We start from the raw sequence: 16,106 nt of genomic DNA on the forward strand, positions 1-16,106 counted from the left end.
CCGCCTCGGTTGATGTGGCCCGGGTCGTGGCCGCCACGCCAGCCGCGGTGGTCGCGGCGGCCAGCCGCCGGCAGGACGTGGCGGCCGCGCGCCGCAACAGCGCCACCCGTACCCAGCAGGCCGCGCGCGGCGCGGTCGAGCGCAGCGCCGAGCCGCAGCGCGCTGTCGCGGTCAGCCCCGCGCCGGCAGTGCCGGCCGCGGCCGCGCGCGCCTATCCGTTCGGTGACGTCGGCAGCCTGCAGGCCAAGCCCTGGCCGCGCTCAACCCTGGCTCCGGCCGGTGGCGGCGCGCTCAATGCCAGCTTCTCCACGCAGGAGCCGCGCGCCGCGTTCTATCCGTTCGAGCCGCGCCTGCAGGAGGCCGAACCGGCCGTGCCGGCCAGCCGCAGCCATCGCGACTGAGCCGCGTGGCATCCCGATGTTCGCGCTGCGGCCGTCCGGCCGCAGCGTCCCTCTCCCTTTCTTCCTGACCCGGAGGCTCGCGTCTGATGACCCCTCGCATGCGTAAGCAGGCCCTGTCCCTGCTGGCCCTGTCCCTGACTCTTCCCCTCGGGGCCTGTGCCCAGTCGCCGTCCCCGACCGCGCCGGTGGCGGCCGCCCCCGCCGCTGCGCCGCGCGCGCCGGCTCCGCAGCTGGTCAGCGGGCTGCCGGACTTCACCAACCTGGTCGAACAGGTCGGGCCCGGCGTGGTCAACGTCGAGACCACCATCGTGCGCACCGCCCGCAGCGCCCGTGCGATGGGGCCCGGCGATGACGACATGCCGGAATTCTTCCGCCGCTTCTTCGGCCCCGACTTCCAGATGCCCGGCCAGCCGGGCGGGCAGGGCGAGGCGCCCCGCGGGCGTGGCATGGGCTCGGGCTTCATCATCTCGGCTGACGGCTACGTGCTGACCAACTACCACGTGGTCGCCGATGCGAGCGAAGTGAAGGTCAAGCTGGGTGACCGCCGCGAGTTCACCGCCAAAGTGATCGGCAGCGACCAGCAGTACGACGTGGCCCTGCTCAAGATCGACGCGAAGAACCTGCCGACCGTGCGCGTCGGCGATTCCAACACGCTCAAGCCGGGCCAGTGGGTGGTCGCGATCGGCTCGCCGTTCGGCCTGGACCACTCGGTCACCGCCGGCGTGGTCAGCGCGGTCGGTCGCAGCACCGGCGGTCCGGACCAGCGCTACGTGCCGTTCATCCAGACCGACGTGGCGATCAACCAGGGCAACTCGGGCGGCCCGCTGCTCAACACCCGCGGTGAAGTGGTCGGCATCAACTCGCAGATCTTCTCCGCCTCGGGCGGCTACATGGGCATCAGCTTCGCGATCCCGATCGACCTGGCGATGGGCGCGGTCGAGCAGATCAAGACCTCCGGCCGGGTCAGCCGTGGCCAGCTGGGGGCCGTGGTCGAGCCGATCGACGGGTTGAAGGCGCAGGGCCTGGGCCTGCCCGACAGCCGTGGCGCGCTGGTCAACCAGATCGTGCCGGGCAGTGCGGCGGCCAAGGCCGGCGTGGAAATCGGCGATGTCATCCGGTCCGTCAACGGCAGCATGGTCAATGCCTGGTCGGATCTGCCGCCGGCGATCGGCGCGATGCCGCCGGGCAGCAAGGTACGCCTGGGGATCGTGCGCGATGGCAAGGAGCGCGAGCTCACCGCCACCCTGACCGAGCTGGCCGAGGACGCCGAGCGCGCCAGCAGCCGTCCGGCCACGGCCGACGCGGCCACGCCGCAGGCAGGCGCCAACGCCCTGCTGGGCCTGGAGGTCATCGACCTGACCGCTGCCCAGCGCAAGCAGCTGGGCCTGGAGTCCGGTGAAGGCGTGCGCATCACCCGGGTGACCGGCCAGGCCGCGCGGGATGCGCAGCTGTCGCAGGGCATGGTGATCCTGCAGGTCGGGCGCACCCCGGTTGGCAGTGTGGCGGCGCTGGATCGCCAGCTGTCGGGCTACAAGAAGGGTGACGTGGTGATGCTGCTGGTCCGCTCCGGTGCCGGCAACAGCGCGTTCGTGGCGATCAAGACGGGGCAGTAACCCCCGCCATTGCTGCGTTTCCGGGCCCGCTTCGGCGGGCCCGGTCGTTTCTGGAGGGCATTGGCGACAATCGGACGTCGGCCCACGCGGGAGCCGGCCGGCCATGCGATAATGTGTCGTTATCCTGACGACGCGACGCGCCGCCGCCACCTATGTCCTCTGATTCGATGCGGAACATCCGCAACTTCTCCATCATCGCCCACGTCGACCACGGCAAGTCCACGCTGGCCGATCGCATCATCCAGCTTTGCGGTGGCCTCCAGGCCCGCGAGATGGAGGCGCAGGTGCTCGACTCCAATCCGATCGAGCGCGAGCGTGGCATCACCATCAAGGCCCAGTCGGTCTCGTTGCCGTATGTCGCCAAAGACGGCCAGACCTACCACCTGAACTTCATCGACACCCCCGGGCATGTCGACTTCTCCTATGAAGTCAGCCGCTCGCTGGCCGCCTGCGAAGGCGCGCTGCTGGTGGTCGATGCGGCCCAGGGCGTGGAAGCGCAGTCGGTCGCCAACTGCTACACCGCCGTGGAGCAGGGGCTGGAAGTGGTGCCGGTGATCAACAAGATCGACCTGCCCACCGCCGACATCGAACGCGCCAAGGCCGAGATCGAGGCCGTGATCGGCATCGACGCCACCGATGCCGTGCCGGTCAGTGCCAAGACCGGCCTGAACGTGCAGGACGTGCTGGAGGCGATCGTGCACCGCATTCCGCCGCCGGTGCCGCGCGATACCGACAAGCTGCAGGCACTGATCATCGACTCGTGGTTCGACAACTACCTGGGCGTGGTCTCGCTGGTGCGTGTGATGCAGGGCCAGATCAAGGCCGGTGACAAGCTGCAGGTGATGTCCACCGGCCGCAACCACCAGGTCGACAACGTCGGCGTGTTCACCCCCAAGCGCAAGGTCCTGCCGGCCCTGCGCGCCGGTGAAGTGGGCTGGGTCACCGCCAGCATCAAGGACGTCCACGGCGCGCCCGTCGGCGACACCCTGACCCTGGCCGCCGATCCGGCGCCCAAGCCGCTGCCGGGCTTCCAGGAAATGCAGCCGCGCGTGTTCGCCGGCCTGTTCCCGGTCGATGCCGAAGACTACCCGGACCTGCGCGAAGCGCTGGACAAGCTGCGCCTGAACGACGCCGCGCTGCGCTTCGAACCGGAAAGCTCCGAGGCGATGGGCTTCGGCTTCCGCTGCGGCTTCCTGGGCATGCTGCACATGGAGATCGTGCAGGAGCGCCTGGAGCGCGAGTACAACCTGGACCTGATCAGCACCGCGCCGACCGTGGTCTATGAGGTGCTCAAGACCGACGGCTCGATCATCAACATGGACAATCCGGCCAAGCTGCCGCCGGTGAACCAGGTCGACGAGATCCGCGAACCGATCATCCGCGCCAACGTACTCACGCCCGAGGAGTACATCGGCAACATCATCAAGCTGTGCGAAGAAAAGCGCGGCAGCCAGATCGGCATCAACTACCTCGGCAGCCAGGTGCAGATCAGCTACGAGCTGCCGATGGCCGAAGTGGTGCTGGACTTCTTCGACAAGCTCAAGTCGGTCAGCCGCGGCTACGCCTCGCTGGACTACCACTTCGTGCGTTTCGACGCCGGTCCGTTCGTCCGCGTGGACGTGCTGATCAATGGCGACAAGGTCGATGCGCTGTCGCTGATCGTGCACCGCAGCCATGCCGACCGGCGCGGCCGCGAGCTGTGCGAGAAGATGAAGGAACTGATCCCCCGGCAGATGTTCGACGTGGCCATCCAGGCCGCGGTGGGCTCGCAGATCATCTCCCGCACGACCGTCAAAGCCATGCGCAAGAACGTTCTGGCCAAGTGCTATGGTGGCGACGTTTCGCGCAAGAAGAAGCTGTTGGAGAAGCAGAAGGAAGGCAAGAAGCGCATGAAGCAGGTGGGCCGCGTGGAGATCCCGCAGGAAGCCTTCCTGGCCGTGCTGCAGATGGACAAGTAAGGCACCCGATCCCAAGGACACCGCATGAAATTGTTTGAAATCCTCCTGGTCGTACTGACGCTGGCCTCCGGGCTGATCCTGCTGGCCGACAAGCTGTACTTCGCCAGGCGCCGTGCCGCGCGCGCCGGCCTGCTGGATTCCGAACCGGTGCTGGTCGACTACTCCCGGGCGTTCTTCCCGGTGCTGGCGATCGTGCTGGTGGTGCGCAGTTTCATTGCCGAGCCGTACAAGATTCCGTCCAGCTCGATGATGCCCAACCTGCTGATCGGCGATTTCATCCTGGTCAACAAGTTCTCCTACGGCCTGCGCCTGCCGCTGAACAACGCCAAGATCGTTCCGCTGGGCGAGCCCAAGCGCGGCGACGTGGTGGTGTTCCACTTCCCGGGCCATTCCGACGCCGATCCGGCCAAGGGCGAGAATTTCATCAAGCGCGTCATCGGCGTGCCCGGGGACGAGGTCGCCTTCCAGGGCGATGGCCTGATCCTCAACGGCGAGCCGGTCAAGTACGACAACAAGGGCATCTACGCCGGTCATCTCGGCCAGGGCGACGGCAGCACGCTGCTGGTCGAACACCTGCCGGGCCGCACCCACACCGTGCTGGAGACCGACTACCCGCGCGGCCAGGGCCAGTGGACCGTGCCGGCCGGCAAGTACCTGGTCATGGGCGACAACCGCGACAACAGCGATGATGGCCGCTTCTGGGGCCTGCTGCCGGAGGAGAATCTCCGTGGCAAGGCGTTCCTGATCTGGCTGAACTGCTCGGGCTGGTTCTGCAAGGACGGCTTCGAACCGTCGCGGATCGGCTCGACCATCAACTGATCCATCACACCGGCGTATCTGGGGAGAACGCAATGAAGACGATGAACACGCAGCGCGGCATGACTCTGACCTCGTTCCTGGTCGTCCTGATCGTGGTTGCCTTCGGCCTGTATATCGGCATGAAGCTGTTCCCGATGTACCAGGAGTACTACTCGGTGCGGTCGGCGATGAAGAGCCTGGCCAAGGAGCCGGGCGTGGGCAACATGGAGCCCGGACGTGTCCAGGACCTGTTCTTCAAGCGTCTGTACATCAACTACTCCGAGAACGTGAAGCCGGCCAACGTCACATTCGATCGCATCGATGGCGGCTGGAACATGAAGGTCAACTACGAAGTGCGCCGTGCAATGATCGGCAACCTCGACGTGGTGGGCCGGTTTGATACCAACCAGGAATTGACCCGTAGCGGTGCCGAATAAACCTTTCCAACGCGGTGACCTGATCGGTCACCCCTTCCACGATCCGGGTCTGCTGCAGCAGGCCCTGACGCATCGCAGTGCCGGCACGCCCAACAATGAGCGGCTGGAGTTCCTCGGCGACAGCATCGTCAACATGATGGTGGCCCAGGCGCTTTACGAGCGCTGGCCCAAGGCCGACGAGGGCGCGCTGACCCGCGCCCGGGCCGAGCTGGTGCGCGAAGGCGCGCTGGCGGTGATCGCGCGCACCCTGCAGCTGGGCGACCGGCTGACCCTGGGGCCCGGCGAGATGAAGTCCGGCGGCCAACGCCGGGACTCGATCCTGGCCGACGCGCTGGAGGCCGTGGTCGCGGCGATCTACCTGGACGCCGGCTTTGCCGCCTGCCAGGCGGTGGTGCTGCCCTGGTTCAGCCCCTCGATGGAGGCGCTGCCGGCCACCGGCAAGCCGGAGAAAGACCCCAAGACGCGCCTGCAGGAATGGTTGCAGGCCCGACAGAAGGCGCTCCCACAGTACGAACTGGTGTCAGAATCGGGTGACGATCACGCCAAGACCTTCCGGGTACGCTGCGGCGTAACCGATCCTGCCGTCAGCACCGAAGGCGAAGGTGCCTCGCGACGGCTGGCCGAACAACAGGCGGCCGCCGCCGCCCTCGAGCAACTGGATTCCAAGTGAGCGAAGCAACCCCCCATCGTAGCGGCAGCGTGGCCGTCATCGGCCGCCCCAATGTCGGCAAATCCACCCTGACCAACGCGCTGGTCGGCGCCAAGGTCAGCATCGTGTCCAACCGGCCGCAGACCACGCGCCACCGGCTGCTCGGCATCGCCAGCTATCCGGAAGGGCAGCTGGTGCTGGTCGACACGCCCGGGCTGCACAAGGTGCAGAAGCGCGCCATGAACCGGGTGATGAACCGCGCGGCGCGCGGCTCGCTGGAAGGGGTCGACGCCGGGCTGCTGGTGATCGAGGCCGGCCGCTGGGACGAGGAAGACACCCTGGCCTTCAACGTCCTCAGCGATGCGGGCGTGCCGGTGGTGCTGGTGGTCAACAAGATCGACCGCCTCAAGGACAAGGGCGCGCTGCTGCCGTTCCTGCAGGAAGTGACCGCTGGCCGCAACTTTGCCGCCGTGCATCCGATTTCCGCGCAGAAGCGCAACGGCCTGGACGCGCTGGTGCGCGACGTGCTGAAGCTGCTGCCCGAGGCCCCGCCGATGTTCGGCGAGGATGAGATCACCGACCGCAGCCAGCGTTTCCTGGCCGGTGAGCTGGTCCGCGAGCAGCTGATGCGCCAGCTCGGCGAAGAGCTGCCGTATGCCACCACGGTGGAGATCGAGCGCTTCGTCGAAGACGGCAATCTGCTGCGCATCGGTGCGGTGATCTGGGTCGAACGCGAAGGCCAGAAGGCGATCGTGATCGGCAAGGGCGGTACCCGCCTGAAGGATATCGGCGCCAAGGCCCGCATGCAGATGGAACGTCTGTTCGGTGCCAAGGTGTTCCTGGAAACCTGGGTGCGCGTGCGCGAGGGCTGGTCCGACGACGAAGCCGCGCTGAAGGCCTTCGGCTACGAATGAACCGCCACGGGCGCGCGCAGTGGCGCGGCGTCCGTCGTGTCCCGGCGAGCGCCGCGGTCGAACCCCACCGGCCGGCGCCGGTCGGGAGGTAGGCCGTGCGCATCGAGGATGAACCGGCCTTCGTTCTGCATGCCCGCCCCTGGCGGGAGACCAGCCTGCTGGTGGAAGTACTGACCGAACAGCATGGCCGCATCGGCCTGCTGGCGCGGGGCGTGTCCAGTGCCCGCAGCCAGCCGTTGCGGGCGGCACTGCAGCCCCTGCAATGGATCCGGCTGAGCGCGGTACAGCGCGGCGAACTGGCGCAGCTGCGCGGTGCCGAGGCACTCGATGCCGCGCCGCGGCTGGTCGGCGATGCGATGCTTGCCGGCTTCTACATCAACGAACTGCTGCTGCGGCTGGCGCCCCGGCAGGACCCGCTGCCCGATCTGTATGACGCCTACGCCGTGGTCCGCCAGCGGCTGCGCGACGGTGAGCCGTTGGCCTGGACGTTGCGCCGCTTCGAACGGGACCTGCTGGATGCGCTCGGGGTGGGGTTCGACCTGACCCATGACGGCGAGGGCGAGCCACTCGATCCGGCCGCCCGCTACGAGCTCGACCCGGGCGATGGCCCGCGCCGCCTGCTCAGCGACCGCGGGGCCGACCAGCGGCGCGGCGCGGCCACCGGCAGCGCGCTGCTCGCGCTGGGGGCGGACCGCCTGCCCGGCGCCGAGGACCTGGCCAGCCTGCGCCGCAGCATGCGCGCGGTGCTGCTGCACCACCTGGGCGGGCGGGGCCTGAACTCCTGGGAGATGCTCGACGACCTGTCGCGCCGGCGCTAGCGCCGGGGGCTGCCCGGCGCGGGGAGTCTCAATGCAACAGCGCTTCCACTGCCGCGCGGAACTGGGTCTGCGCGCCGCCGGACTCCGGTGCCTGGTGCAGCTGGCGCACGGCCCGGGCCAGGCGCGCGGCGCCGACGAAGCCGCAGCTGGCCTGCAACCGGTGCAGCTGCCCGCGCAGGGCACGCACATCCTGCTGCAGCAGGGCCTGGGCGACCGCGTCGCGCACCCCGGGCAGCTCGGCCAGGAACAGTTCTCGCAGGGCGATGAGATGGTTGCGCTGCCCATTCAGGGCGGCCAGCGCGGTGGTTTCGTCCCAGTCCTGGCGGTCGCCCTCGGCGCTGGCGCCGGCCCCGGCCGCCGTGCCGCCGGGGCTGTTGACCAGCGCGCGGCGCACCGCCTTGAGCAGCTGTTCGCGGGTGAGCGGCTTGATCAGCGTTTCGCTGAAGCCGGCCTCGCGCAGCCGGGCGTGGATGCTGCTGTCGCCATCGGCCGTATGCGCCAGCGCCGGGGTGTCCGGCCGCGAGCGGCGCAGGGCCTGCAGCAGCTCGGTACCGTTGCCGTCGGGCAGGTTGACGTCGATCAGCCACAGGTCATGACCACCGCCGTTGGCGCGGTCCATCGCGGTGGCCAGCGAATCGGCGGTGTCGACCTCGGCGGGCAGGGTCTCCAGCGCGGCCTTGAAGAAGCCGCGGCTGATGGTGTCGTCCTCGACGAGCAGGAATCGGGGCATGGGATCCCGCGGGGTCATCTGCATTGGGGCTGCCTCCATGTCAGCTGTGGCCCATATTAAACACGTCCGGGGCCGCTGCAAACGGTTTCTGAGCAGCGCAATGCCTCCATCTGCGACAATACGCACCCTTTTTGCCCGCAGCCTGTTGCCACGTGGCCCGAACCCGCTCCCGCCTCGACCGTACTCCCTTCCAGACCGACATCCTCGATCTCAGCCACGATGGCCGTGGCGTGGCCCGCCGTGACGGCGAGGGTGGCAAGGTCACCTTCGTCACCGGCGCGCTGCCGGGCGAAGTGGTGACTGCCGAACCGACCGCCCGCAACCGCCACTTCGACGAGGCGCGCACGCTGGAGGTGGTCACCGCCTCGCCGCAGCGCGTGACGCCGCGCTGCCCGCATTTCGGCGTCTGCGCCGGCTGCGTGCTGCAGCACCTGGAGGAGTCGCAGCAGATCGTGGCCAAGCAGCGGGTGCTGATGGACAACCTGACCCGCATCGGCCACGTCACCCCGGGCGCCGTGCTGCCGCCGCTGGTGGGCGACAGCTGGGGCTACCGCCGCAAGGGGCGGTTCTCGGTGCGCCGGGTCGAGAAGAAGGACAAGACCCTGGTCGGCTTCCGCGAGCAGGACCCGCGCTTCGTCGCGGACCTGTCGCAGTGCCTGACCGTGATCCCGGAGATCGGCAGCAAGGTCGGCGCGATGGCCGCCTTCATCGAAACCCTGGACGGCAAGCGCGATATTCCGCAGATCGAGTTCATCGCCGGCGACGAGGCGATCATGCTGACGATCCGCCACATGCAGCCGCTCAGCGAGGCCGATCGCGCCGCGTGGACCGCCTTCGGGCAGGAACATGGGTTTGCGATCTCGCTGCAGCCCGGCGGCGTGGAATCGGTGCAGCCGCTGTGGCCGGCCGAGGTGCCGCTGTCGTTCAAGCTGGCGCCGTGGGATGTCGAGCTGGCCTTCCGGCCGCTGGACTTCATCCAGGTCAATGCGTCGCTCAACGTGAAGATGATCGCGCTGGCGCTGGAACTGCTCGATGCCGGCCCGGATGAGCGGGTGCTCGATCTGTTCTGCGGCCTGGGCAACTTCACCCTGCCGCTGGCGCGCACCGTGCGCGAAGTGGTTGGCGTGGAAGGTGATCCCGGGCTGGTCGCGCGTGCGCGCGAAAACGCCGAGCGCAATGGCCTGTCCAACGCCCAGTTCCATGCCGCGGACCTGACCCAGGACCAGCGCCAGACGCCGTGGATGCGCCAGGGCTTCGACAAGCTGCTGCTGGATCCGCCGCGCTCGGGCGCCATCGAAGTGCTGCAGCAGCTGCCGCTGGATCAGTTCAAGCGCATCGTCTACGTCAGCTGCCATCCCGGTTCGCTGGCGCGCGATGCGGGCTATCTGGTCAACGAAAAGGGGTTTACCCTGGTATCGGCCGGCGCGATGGACATGTTCCCGCACACCGCGCATGTGGAAAGCATCGCGGTGTTCGAGAAGCGCTGACGCACCTCGCCGGCCGCGGCTGCTAGGGCAGCACGGCCGGCGCGTTCTGCCACTGTCCGTCCACCCACACGAACGCCATCGCCTGGCGGCCGCGCTCGTTGGCAACGGTGGCGTCGACCTGGCATTCGATCACCGGCGCCTCGTCACCGACGCTGCAGTCCTCCACGCCGACGACCTCGGCCGTACGTGCCGCCGCCAGCAGGTAGGCGCGCATGGTGTTGTCCGCGTCCTGCGCGGCGCGCGCAGCGAAGTCTCCGCGCAGCAGGACCTGCACGCGGTCCGTCGGCGGAACGGGCACCGGGAGGTGGCGCTGGTCGATCGGCATCGTCCAATGTCCCTGCGCGTGGGTAAAGCGCAGCAGGCGATGGACCGGCTCCGGACCGGCCTGCGCGGTCGTGATGCAGTCCACCGTGGGGACGGCGGCGCCGTTGCGCGGCATGCAGCTGGACACCGCCAGCAGGCGGGGACGAAACGCCTCGGCGACCATGCGGCTGCTGTCGGTGGCGGGCCGGTCGGCGATGGCGGCATCGAACAGTGCGTCCATTGCCGACTGGGCCTGCGCCAGCGTGGGGAGGGCCGGCGCGGCAGCGCTGGCGGCCAGCGGGAGCAGCACCAGGGCGGCGAGGGCGATGTGGCGCAGGGCGGGGCGACGGCGTGTCATCGGAGCGGGATCCTTGCAGGGGGCGCGCAGTGTAGGCGGCACGCGGCCATACTGTGCGCATGGGCATTGAAATCGAACGCAAATATCTCGTCACCGGCGACGGCTGGCGCACGGCCGCGCACGCGGTGATCCCGATGGCGCAGGGCTACATCAACGACGCCGCCGCGCTCGACAGCGGCGCGCAGAAGGCCTCGGTGCGGGTGCGCATCCAGGGTGAACAGGCCTTCCTCAACCTGAAGTCGCGCGAGATCGGGCACACCCGCCAGGAATTCGACTACCCGATTCCGGTGGACGACGCGCGCGCGCTGCTCGCGCTGAGCGTGGGCGGGCTGATCGACAAGCGCCGGCACCTGGTCGAACACGGCGGGCTGGTCTGGGAGGTCGACGAGTTCCTCGGCGACAACGCCGGGCTGGTGGTCGCCGAGGTCGAGCTGGAGCGGGCCGACCAGTCCATCGCGCTGCCTGCGTGGGTGGGGGCGGAAGTCACCGACGACGTGCGCTACTACAACCTGGCGCTGGCCGCCCATCCGTTCAGCCGCTGGGCCGCGTAGCAGCGGGCGCAGGGCGCGTCTCCGCTCGGCGTGCGGTTCGCGCACGAAAACCAGCCGGAATCCCCCATGTAGTGCCGGCCGCTGGCCGGCTTCGGCGAGGCGCCAGTGGTCCCGGTACGTGGGCCGCGATGCCCTTGTGGGCGAACTAAAGGAGGAGGGGGCGGCCGCAGGCCGACGCCGGGGGACATTCGCCGGCAAGGGCATCGTGGCCCAGCGCCCGACACCACTAACCGCAGGGCGTGGTTGAGAGCGCACACCGTGCGTGCCACGCGGATCGCAGACGCCCCCTTTTGTACGCAGACCGGCATCCCCATCTTGGCCGGATGAAAATCGATATCTGGTCTGACGTGGTGTGCCCCTGGTGCTGGATCGGCAAACACCGGTTCGAGCAGGGCCTGGCCCTTCTGGGCGACGATGCGCCCGAGATCGAGGTGCGCTGGCGGCCGTTCCTGCTGGATCCGGACGCCGGCACCACGCCGGTGCCATTGCGCGAGGCCTATCTGGCCAAGTTCGGCAGTGCCGAGCGTACCGAACAGATCCTCTCCCAGACCCAGACCACCGCGCGCGCTGAAGGCCTGCCAATGGACTTCGACCAGGGCCAGGTGCGGGTCACCACGCTGCCGGCGCACCGCCTGCTGTGGCTGGCCGGGCGTGAGGGCGTGCAGGCGGCGGTGGGCGAGGCCCTGTTCCGTGCGCATTTTGTCCACGGCCGCAATCTGGCCGATCCGCAGACGCTGATCGAGGCCGCCGCCGCCGGCGGGATCGCGGCCGATCGGGTGACCGCGCTGCTGGCCGGCGACGAAGGCCTGGAGGAGATCCAGGCGCAGCTCGCCCAGGCCCATGCGGTGGGCATTCAGTCGGTGCCCACCTTTGTGATCAATGACCGCTACGCGCTGCAGGGCGCCCAGCCGCCCGAGGCCTTCGCCGAGGCGCTGCGGCAGATCGCGGCCGAGGGCGCGGCGGACGCATCCTGACCGGCCTGGCCACGGCCGCGCGGGCGTGGGCCACAGAGCGCGGGCGCTCCAGCAAGACGAAAGCAAGCAAACGCGGCGCCCCGTATTGGAGATGACCCATGCTCGTGATCGGCGTCGCCGGGACCGAACTCACCGCCCAGGAGCGGCAATGGCTGCAGCATGATGCCGTGGCCGGTGTCATCCTGTTCAAGCGCAATTTCGCCTCGCGCGAGCAGGTTGCCGCACTGTCGGCCGCGATCCGCGCCGCCGCGCCGCGTCCGATCCTGATCTGCGTGGACCAGGAAGGCGGCCGCGTGCAGCGCTTCCGTGACGGCTACAGCGCGCTGCCGCCGCTGCAGGGCTTCGACGCGCAGTACGCCAAGGACCCCGAGGCCGCGCTGGCCCTGGCCGAGCAGCATGCCTGGCTGATGGCCAGTGAAGTGCGCGCCAGCGGTGTGGACCTGAGCTTTGCGCCCGTGGTCGACCTGGGCCGGGGCAACCTGGCCATCGGCGACCGTGCCTTCAGTGCCGATCCGGCCGTGGTGGCGGCATTCACCCGTGCCTACGTGCGCGGCATGCACAGCGTGGGCATGGCGGCCACGCTCAAGCATTTCCCCGGCCACGGCACGGTCAAGGAAGACACCCACGTCGACGATGCCAGCGATCCGCGCACGCTCGACGAACTGCGCGCGCTGGACCTGGTGCCGTTCGTGGCCGGCATCGATGCCGGTGCCGACGCGGTGATGATGGCCCATGTGGTCTACCCACAGGTGGCGCCGGAACCGGCAGGCTACTCGCCCCGCTGGATCGAGCAGATCCTGCGCGGGGAGATGGGCTTCCGCGGCGTGGTGTTCTCCGACGACATCGGCATGGCCGCCTCGTTCTCCGCCGGTGGCGTGAAGGCGCGCGTGGATGCGCACCTGGATGCCGGTTGCGACGTGGTGCTGGTCTGCCACCCGGAACTGGTGGAAGAATCGCTGCACGCGGTCGAAGGCCGCTCCCTCAATACCGCCGCGCTGCTGGGCCTGATCGGCCGCGGCGCGCTGGGCTGGGACGGCCTGCTGGCCGATACCCGCCACGGCAACACCCAATCCCGTTTGCTTGACACCCTTGGAAGAACCGTCTGATGCCCAACCTCACCATTTCCCAGGCCCTGGCCCAGGCCGACCTGCTGGTCGACCGTCCCACCATCGACAAGGCCATCGGCGGCATCGCTGACGCCATCGCGCGTGACTACAAGGGCGAAGTGCCGTTGTTCCTGTCGATCATGCACGGCGCACTGCCGTTCGCCGGCCAGCTCGCGCTGGAACTGGGTGCCCGCGGCCAGGACGTGCAGTTCGATTACCTGCATGCCACCCGCTACCGCGGTGAAACCACCGGCGGCGACCTGGTCTGGAAGCACAAGCCGGCCACCGCGCTGTTCGGCCGTCGCGTGCTGCTGGTCGACGACATCCTCGATGAAGGCTACACGCTGCAGGGCGTGCGCACCTGGTGCCTGGAACAGGGCGCGACCGACGTGCGCATCGCTGCGCTGACGGTCAAGCAGCACGACCGTGCGCTGCCGGACATCAAGGCCGATTACGCCGGTATCGATCTGCCCGACCGTTACGTGTTCGGCTTCGGCATGGACGTCAACGAGACGCTGCGCTGCGTGCCGGCCATCTACGCGATGAAGGAATGATGGAACACATCGCACTGGCCGTCATCGGCGGCACCGGCGTCTACAAACTGGCCCAGCTCGACGATGTCAGCAGCCACCAGGTCGAGACCCGCTACGGCACGCCGTCCGGCCCGATCCGGGTGGGCACGCTGCTCGGCCAGCGCGTGGCGTTCCTGGCCCGCCACGGCGAAGGCCATTCGCTGCCGCCGCACAAGATCAACTACCGGGCCAATCTCGCTGCACTGCAGCAGATCGGCGCGACGCGCGTGCTCGCGCTCAATACCGTTGGTGGCATCACCGATGCATTCGGTCCGCGCGTTCTGGCCTGCCCGGACCAGCTGATCGACTACACCTGGGGACGCATCTCCACGCTGTGCGAAGAGCCGGGCAGCGAGGTGCTGCACGTGGACTTCGGGCATCCGTATACGCCGATGCTGCGCAGCAAGGTGCTGGCCGCCGCCAAGGTCACCGGCGTGCGCCTGCAGGATGGCGGGTGCTACGGCGCCACGCAGGGGCCGCGCCTGGAAACCAATGCGGAGATCGCGCGGATGCGTCGCGACGGCTGCGATCTGGTCGGCATGACCGGCATGCCCGAAGCGAGCCTCGCGCGCGAACTCGGGCTGGATTACGCGTGCCTGGCCATCGTGGCGAACTGGGCGGCCGGGTGTGGCGATGGCGACGAAATCACGATGGCCGAAGTACTGGCCAACGTCGATGCCGCGTCGGCGGGTTTGCCGGAACTGATCGGGGAATTGGCGCGGGGGTGATTGTCATTGCGGAACAAGCTTTGCATACTCCGGCAGTGCGCTGGTTGAGCGTACACCACCCATTCATTGAAGAAGGTCTCGCATTACCATGCCGAACGGTACCGTCAAGTGGTTCAACGACGCCAAGGGATTTGGCTTTATCTCGCCGGAGGACGGCAGCGCCGACGTCTTCGCGCACTTCTCCGCGATCAACGCCAAGGGTTTCCGCAGCCTGCAGGAAGGCCAGCGTGTCACGTACGACGTGACCCAGGGCCCGAAGGGCGCCCAGGCTTCGAACATTGTGCCGGCTGAGTGATTTTCTCGGTTGAGCATTGAAAACCCCGCTTCGGCGGGGTTTTTTTTGCGCACGGTGTGAACTTGATCACGCTCATAGGGACATGACATGACGCAGCCGCGCACGGTGGCGATCATCGGTTACGGCACGGCCGGCCAGGCATTGTCGATTCTTCTTTCACGCGATCATCACGTCGTGCACGTATTCGAGCGCGCGAAAGCACCCGGTCCGGTGGGCGCCGGTTTCCTGCTGCAACCCAGCGGCCTGGACGTGTTGTGGCAGATGGACCTGTTGCCACAGGTCCTGCGACATGGCGCGCCGGTGCAGCGCCTGTACGGGGAAACGCCCTGCGGGCGCGCCGTGATGGACATGCGTTATGCCGCACTGGATGCGCACCTGCACGGCGTGGGCATGCAGCGCGGTGCGTTGTTCACGCTGTTGGCACAGGCCTGGGAGCAACCGGGCAACCTGCAGGCCGATACCGCGATCGTCGAGGTGGACAGCGACACGGGGCGCGTACGCGATGCGCGCGGGCAGTGGCACGGGCCCTACGATGTGGTGATCGCCGCCGATGGCGCCGCCTCCACGCTGCGTGCGCAGGTGGAGGGCGCGCGGCACGATCGTGAGTATCCGTGGGGGGCGTTGTGGTGCCTGCTGCCGCGCGGCGACTGGCCGCATGTCGACGAACTGCGCCAGCGTTACCTGATGGCGCGCAGGATGATCGGGCTGCTGCCGGTCGGAACGCGGCCGGGTGATGACACGCCGCGGCTGAGCTTCTTCTGGAGTCTGCCGCGCGATCGCTTCGCGCACTGGGAACGCGACGGCATGGCGCGCTGGCTGGACGACGTCGCGGCGCTCTGGCCGGAAGCGCACGGGTTGCTGCAGGACGTAGCCCCGGAGGCGCTGGCACGCGCGAGCTATCGCGACACGCGCATGCGGCAGTGGCATCGCGGCCGGCTGGTGCTGGCCGGCGACGCGGCGCACGCGATGAGCCCGCAGCTGGGGCAGGGCGTGAACATGGCCTTGCTGGATGCGATCGCGCTGCGCGATGCGCTGCGTGCGCACCCCGATCTGACCGCCGCACTGCAGGCGTATCAGCAACGGCGACGCGCGCATGTGGCGATCTATCACTACTGGAGCCACTGGCTGACGCCGTTGTTCCAATCCGAACGCGACACACTGGCGCGTGCCCGCGACGTGCTGTTCGGTCCGATGGGGCGCGTGCCAGGCGGGCGCGGACACATGCTGCGCGTGCTCAGCGGCACGCAGCATGGCTGGATGGGTCGCTTGCCGTTGTCGCCCGGGTTCGTCACGGCAATGGATGAACACGGTGCTGCCGGACGCATGCGCTGATAACGCCGCGTCATGAGGTGAATGCGCGCGCGTGAAGACGGATCGGCAGTGTGTTGACGGTGAACTCACCGACAACGTGAGA

17 protein-coding genes and 1 pseudogene are annotated in these 16,106 nt (G+C 68.6%); 16 read left to right on the forward strand and 2 right to left on the reverse strand.

What is annotated here, in order from left to right; all coding sequences use genetic code 11:
* The 8 genes and pseudogenes from ACO6VK_RS03925 to recO form a co-directional block, all read left to right on the forward strand.
* Nucleotides 1–401: pseudogene (locus ACO6VK_RS03925) on the forward strand (anti-sigma factor); the annotation flags it as partial.
* A gap of 86 nt (nt 402–487) precedes the next feature.
* Complete coding sequence (locus ACO6VK_RS03930) at nt 488–2,014, forward strand: DegQ family serine endoprotease (RefSeq protein ID WP_422505662.1); 1,527 nt, start codon at nt 488–490, stop codon at nt 2,012–2,014.
* A gap of 167 nt (nt 2,015–2,181) precedes the next feature.
* Nucleotides 2,182–3,972, forward strand: coding sequence for a translation elongation factor 4 (lepA, locus tag ACO6VK_RS03935; RefSeq protein WP_422505716.1), 1,791 nt, complete (start codon nt 2,182–2,184; stop codon nt 3,970–3,972).
* Between the two features lie 24 nt (nt 3,973–3,996).
* Nucleotides 3,997–4,791, forward strand: a complete 795-nt coding sequence (lepB, locus tag ACO6VK_RS03940; protein ID WP_017356784.1) for a signal peptidase I — start codon at nt 3,997–3,999, stop codon at nt 4,789–4,791.
* A gap of 32 nt (nt 4,792–4,823) precedes the next feature.
* A complete protein-coding gene (locus ACO6VK_RS03945) occupies nt 4,824–5,207 on the forward strand; it encodes a DUF4845 domain-containing protein (RefSeq protein ID WP_017356785.1) in 384 nt (127 codons plus the stop codon).
* A complete protein-coding gene (gene rnc / locus ACO6VK_RS03950) occupies nt 5,197–5,877 on the forward strand; it encodes a ribonuclease III (protein ID WP_422505663.1) in 681 nt (226 codons plus the stop codon). The genes ACO6VK_RS03945 and rnc overlap by 11 nt, the downstream gene beginning before the upstream one ends.
* Nucleotides 5,874–6,770 carry a GTPase Era gene (gene era, locus ACO6VK_RS03955; protein ID WP_411851753.1) on the forward strand — a complete coding sequence of 299 codons (897 nt, stop codon included), beginning with the start codon at nt 5,874–5,876 and terminating at the stop codon, nt 6,768–6,770. Before rnc ends, era begins: the two co-directional genes overlap by 4 nt.
* Before the next feature lie 95 nt (nt 6,771–6,865).
* Entirely contained in the window at nt 6,866–7,588 is a 723-nt protein-coding gene (gene recO / locus ACO6VK_RS03960) for a DNA repair protein RecO (protein WP_422505664.1), read from the forward strand.
* A gap of 28 nt (nt 7,589–7,616) precedes the next feature.
* Here recO and ACO6VK_RS03965 read toward each other — a convergent pair whose 3' ends face one another.
* The gene (locus ACO6VK_RS03965; RefSeq protein ID WP_422505665.1) at nt 7,617–8,342 is read right to left on the reverse strand and encodes an Hpt domain-containing response regulator; all 726 of its coding nucleotides are present in this window, start codon (nt 8,340–8,342) and stop codon (nt 7,617–7,619) included.
* Between the two features lie 128 nt (nt 8,343–8,470).
* Between ACO6VK_RS03965 and rlmD the strand changes: the two genes are divergently transcribed.
* A complete protein-coding gene (rlmD, locus tag ACO6VK_RS03970; protein WP_422505666.1) occupies nt 8,471–9,805 on the forward strand; it encodes a 23S rRNA (uracil(1939)-C(5))-methyltransferase RlmD in 1,335 nt (444 codons plus the stop codon).
* Nucleotides 9,806–9,827: 22 nt separating this feature from the next.
* Here the strand turns inward: rlmD and ACO6VK_RS03975 are convergent, their stop codons facing one another.
* Nucleotides 9,828–10,466, reverse strand: coding sequence for a hypothetical protein (locus ACO6VK_RS03975; RefSeq protein ID WP_422505667.1), 639 nt, complete (start codon nt 10,464–10,466; stop codon nt 9,828–9,830).
* Nucleotides 10,467–10,525: 59 nt separating this feature from the next.
* On the opposite strand from ACO6VK_RS03975, the gene ACO6VK_RS03980 reads away from it, so the two are divergent.
* The 7 genes from ACO6VK_RS03980 (at nt 10,526) to ACO6VK_RS04010 (ending at nt 16,024) form a co-directional block, all read left to right on the forward strand.
* Complete coding sequence (locus ACO6VK_RS03980; RefSeq protein ID WP_422505668.1) at nt 10,526–11,017, forward strand: CYTH domain-containing protein; 492 nt, start codon at nt 10,526–10,528, stop codon at nt 11,015–11,017.
* A gap of 323 nt (nt 11,018–11,340) precedes the next feature.
* Nucleotides 11,341–11,991 (forward strand): DsbA family oxidoreductase, encoded by a 651-nt coding sequence (locus ACO6VK_RS03985; RefSeq protein WP_422505669.1) that lies wholly within the window; start codon nt 11,341–11,343, stop codon nt 11,989–11,991.
* 98 nt (nt 11,992–12,089) lie between these two features.
* Nucleotides 12,090–13,097 carry a beta-N-acetylhexosaminidase gene (gene nagZ, locus ACO6VK_RS03990; RefSeq protein WP_422505670.1) on the forward strand — a complete coding sequence of 336 codons (1,008 nt, stop codon included), beginning with the start codon at nt 12,090–12,092 and terminating at the stop codon, nt 13,095–13,097.
* Entirely contained in the window at nt 13,097–13,651 is a 555-nt protein-coding gene (locus tag ACO6VK_RS03995) for a hypoxanthine-guanine phosphoribosyltransferase (RefSeq protein WP_411851745.1), read from the forward strand. Before nagZ ends, ACO6VK_RS03995 begins: the two co-directional genes overlap by 1 nt.
* A complete protein-coding gene (locus ACO6VK_RS04000; RefSeq protein ID WP_026070968.1) occupies nt 13,651–14,397 on the forward strand; it encodes an S-methyl-5'-thioinosine phosphorylase in 747 nt (248 codons plus the stop codon). Before ACO6VK_RS03995 ends, ACO6VK_RS04000 begins: the two co-directional genes overlap by 1 nt.
* Nucleotides 14,398–14,485: 88 nt before the next feature.
* Nucleotides 14,486–14,692, forward strand: a complete 207-nt coding sequence (locus tag ACO6VK_RS04005; protein ID WP_017357288.1) for a cold-shock protein — start codon at nt 14,486–14,488, stop codon at nt 14,690–14,692.
* Between the two features lie 87 nt (nt 14,693–14,779).
* On the forward strand, nt 14,780–16,024 hold the full coding sequence (locus ACO6VK_RS04010) for an FAD-dependent oxidoreductase (protein ID WP_422505671.1): 1,245 nt from the start codon (nt 14,780–14,782) through the stop codon (nt 16,022–16,024).
* Nucleotides 16,025–16,106: the final 82 nt, after the last annotated feature.

This window comes from Stenotrophomonas sp. GZD-301 (genome assembly GCF_049310345.1).
Lineage (GTDB): Bacteria > Pseudomonadota > Gammaproteobacteria > Xanthomonadales > Xanthomonadaceae > Stenotrophomonas.